Source organism: uncultured Capnocytophaga sp. (assembly GCF_937936315.1).
Classification (GTDB): Bacteria; Bacteroidota; Bacteroidia; order Flavobacteriales; family Flavobacteriaceae; genus Capnocytophaga.
This window is the reverse complement of sequence record NZ_CALGWU010000035.1, coordinates 1-2,761: the sequence shown is the minus strand read 5'-3', so window position 1 is coordinate 2,761 and position 2,761 is coordinate 1. Positions and strand designations below refer to the sequence as shown.

The following is a 2,761-nucleotide window of genomic DNA, read 5'->3' as shown; positions in this document are numbered from 1 at the left end:
CCCATATCGATAATATAATGAGCATTGCGAATGACGTCTAAATCGTGTTCAATCACTATCACGGTAGCTCCTAAGCTAAGGAGGCTCTGAAAAACACCGAGCAGCACACGTACATCTTGCGGGTGTAGCCCTATGGTGGGTTCATCAAATACGAAAACGGTATCGCTCTGTCCTTTACCCATTTCGCTGGCTAACTTAAGGCGTTGGGCTTCTCCGCCTGAAAGCCCTGGGGTATCTTCGCCAAGCGACAAATAGCCTAATCCTAACTGTTGTAACACTTGTAGTTTTTGATTTACTAACTTCAAATCGGTAGTTACCTCTATTACTTGGTCTATACTCATACTCATCAGCTGGGGTAGACTGTATTTTTCGCCATTCTTGGCGGTGCGAAATACTTTATAGGCTTCGCGCTTGTACCTGCTCCCTTTGCAATCAGGGCACACAATATCAACATCGGGGAGGAACTGCACATCTAAGGATATTTGCCCTGTGCCGTCGCAGGTAGGGCAACGGAGGTCGCCTGTATTGTAGGAGAAGTCGCCTGCTTTATAGCCGTACTGTTTGGCATCGAGGGTTTTGGCGTAAATCTTACGGAGTTCGTCGTGAATACCGGCATAGGTAGCTACCGTAGAGCGCACATTGATGCCTATAGGGGTAGCATCGATGAGCTTTACCTGACGAATACCTTCTGCTTTTACCGATTTGATATGCTGAGGTAATTTCTTCCCCATAGCGTTTGCCTCTAAAGCGGGAATTAGGCTCTCTAACACTAAAGTAGTTTTGCCTGAGCCCGAAACCCCTGTAACTACTGTAAGTCTCCCCTTTGGAATTTCCACTTCTAAAGGGTGTACGGTGTGTATAGCATCGGTAGAGAGGTGTATGTTTCCCATAGAAAAGAGTTCGTTTTTTGGGAGTTCTGCTGGCAGTTTGCTCTCTTGCGATAGGTAAGGTGCTATTACCGATTCCTTATTTTGTGCTATTTCATCTACCGTTCCTTGTGCGATGACAGTTCCGCCATTAGTCCCTGCGCCTTTGCCCATTTCTACAATCTCATCGGCGTGAGTAAGTACTTGGGTATCGTGGTCTACCAATATCACCGAATTGCCGTCGGCTATGAGGTCGTCCATCACCCCTGTTAAGCCTTTGAGGTTGTGAGGGTGTAGCCCGATAGAGGGTTCGTCTAACACATAGAGCACCCCAGTAGTGCGGTTGCGTACAGCGCGTGCAAGCTGTACGCGCTGGCGTTCGCCAGTGGAAAGGGTAGCTGCTGCACGGTCTAAGGAGAGGTATCCCAATCCTAAATCGATGAGGCGGTGGGCGGTATCGGTAAAGGCTTCGCAGATGTTTTTAGCCATTGGGCGCATAGCTTCTTCTAATGAATCGGGGACGCCTGCTACCCAAACCATTAACTCATCGAGCGTCATAGCCGTAGCTTGGTCTAAGCCAATGCCCCTAAGGCGTGGGGCACGTGCCGCTGGAGAAAGCCTTGTGCCGTGGCAGTCGTGGCAAACGTCTTCTTTTAGGAACTTCTCGAGGCGTTTCATTCCGCTATCGTCTTTTACCTTAGCCAAAGCGTTTTGTACGCTATACACAGCACTGTAGTAAGTAAAATCCATTTCGGCAGTTTGTCCTGTTTTGGGGTTTAGGTAGAATATATGTTTCTTTTCAGCAGGCCCGTGGTAGACTATTTCTTTTTCTTCGGGGGTTAAATCCTTGAAAGGCACATCAGTACGCACGCCCATTTCGCGGCATACATCTTTCATAAGCGACCACATCAGGGTACCCCATACCACCACTGCCCCCTCATCAATAGTGAGGTTTTCATCGGGGACTAACTTGCTTTCGTCAACCGTTCTGACGGTTCCTATTCCGCCACAGGTAGGGCAAGCACCACGACTGTTGAAAGCCAAATCTTCAGCTCCAGGTCCGTAGAAATGTTCGTGGCACTCGGGGCAGGTGATTTCTTGCATAGCTGCTACAGCAAACGAAGGTTTTACATAGTGTCCGTTAGGGCAACAGTGATTGGCAAGCCTTGAGAACATCAGGCGGAGGCTGTTCAGCAATTCGGTCATTGTGCCGAAAGTACTGCGGATACCAGGTACCGTAGGGCGTTGGTGCAGTGCTAAGGAGGCTGGCACGTAGCGCACATCGTCTACCTCAGCGCGTTCGGCTTGCGTCATTCGTCGCCTTGTGTAGGTGGAAAGCGATTCTAAGTATCTTCGTGAGCCTTCGGCATAGAGAACTCCTAAGGCAAGAGATGATTTGCCTGAGCCCGATACGCCGGCAATCCCTACAATCTTATTGAGGGGGATATCGACGTCTATATTCCTGAGGTTATGTACTTTAGCCCCTCGAACTTCAATATTTTTGGGGCGTTTAGGGTTTTCTTTTTTCATAGTTGTCATTATTTTACTAATTTGTTTTTCTGTGAAGAAGCTACTAAATCATACGATTGTTTTACATAAGCCTTGATTTTATCATCGGGCATATCCTCATTGAAACGGATACCCACCCAATATTTTTTGCTTAGGTTAAAAGGGTTTTCTACTGCTTGATAATTTGCTTTGAGTTGTTCTATCTCATCGGGGTTCCATTTGAGCGTGCATTTGTCAAACTTATTGATATCAAAGAAGCAAAACATCTTTGTACCCACATAAAAAACTAAGATTGAATCAGCATTTTTAAAGAACCCCGAAAAGGGCATTTTCTCATACGTATCAGGCAGGGATAGGCAAAAGTCTCTAAATTCTTCTATATTCAT

The 2,761-nt window shown here is 46.9% G+C and carries 2 protein-coding genes; both read right to left on the bottom strand.

The features are described 5' to 3' along the window. The coding region (locus tag Q0162_RS06250; RefSeq protein WP_297890476.1) for an excinuclease ABC subunit UvrA at nucleotides 1-2,396 on the bottom strand (2,396 nt) is incomplete at its 3' end. Between the two features lie 8 nt (nucleotides 2,397-2,404). Then, a partial coding sequence (locus Q0162_RS06245; RefSeq protein WP_002668811.1) for an MmcQ/YjbR family DNA-binding protein occupies nucleotides 2,405-2,761 on the bottom strand: 357 nt, incomplete at its 5' end.